The organism is Actinosynnema sp. NPDC059797, assembly GCF_042732085.1.
Classification (GTDB): domain Bacteria; phylum Actinomycetota; class Actinomycetes; order Mycobacteriales; family Pseudonocardiaceae; genus Actinosynnema.
Map to the genome: position 1 here is coordinate 5,950 of NZ_JBHWIE010000366.1, position 963 is coordinate 6,912.

Sequence of the window (963 nt, forward strand, 5' to 3'; positions counted from 1 at the left end):
CCCGCTCCAGCCAGTCGACGTCCAGCCCGCCCGCGACCAGCACGGGCGCGAGGTCCCAGCCGCCGTCGACGCCGTGGTCGGCCAGCCAGTCGGCCAGCTCGTCCTCCCGGTCGGCGGCCTCCATGGGCCCCAGCTCGACGGCCTTGGCCACCTGCTCGACCGCGCCCTCCTGCAACCGCACCAGCGCGGGCAGCGTGGCCGGGTCGAGCGAGCCGCCCGCCAGCAGCGCGAGCTTGTGCCGCATCCCGGCCACGCGCTCCCGCAGCGCCGACGTCGCCCGCACGGCCGCCGCCGCCGGGTTGTTCAGCTCGTGGGTCAGCCCGGCCGACAGCGCGCCCAGCGCGAGCAGCCGCTCCCGCTCCCCCATCACCCGCTGGGTGTTGCGCATCCCGAAGAACAGGCCCTCCAGCAGGTGCACGGCCATCGGGAACCACTCGCGGAACACCGCGCCGAAGTCGTCGGCGGGCAACTGGTACAGCCGCACGTCGGTGATCGCGTCGGCGTTCATCTGGTAGCCCTTGCCGACCGGCGCCTCCGCGCCGATGTAGGCCTGGGTCGCGCCGAAGTACGAGCCCCGGTGGTCGGTGCGGTTGGTCTCCACGCGCTGGCCGCCGATCGTGCGGCTGAGCGCCACGGTGCCGTCGAGCAGCACGAAGAAGCACGTCGCGGGCTCGCCCTCGCGCAGCAGGCGCGTGCCGGCGGCGTGGGTCTCGACCTGCCCGTGGGCGACCAGCCACGCGAGCTGCTCCTCGGACAGGTGCTCGAACAGGAACAGGCCGCGCAGGTCGTCGGTGTTCACGAGCGCTCCAGGTAGCGGTGGACCAGGGACACGGCCATCGCGCCGTCGCCGACGGCCGAGGCGACCCGCTTGACCGACTCCGCGCGCACGTCGCCCGCCACGAACACGCCCGGCAGGCTGGTCTCCAGGTGGTACGGCGGCCGGTCGAGGTCCCAGCCCGCGGG

Annotated in this window: 1 protein-coding gene; it reads right to left on the bottom strand. The window is 74.7% G+C overall.

The window, feature by feature from the left end:
* Positions 1–799, bottom strand: a 799-nt coding sequence (locus tag ACFV4N_RS37215; RefSeq protein WP_499677369.1) for a cyclic nucleotide-binding domain-containing protein, incomplete at its 3' end; no start/stop codon positions are given.
* Between the last annotated feature and the right edge of the window lie 164 nt (positions 800–963).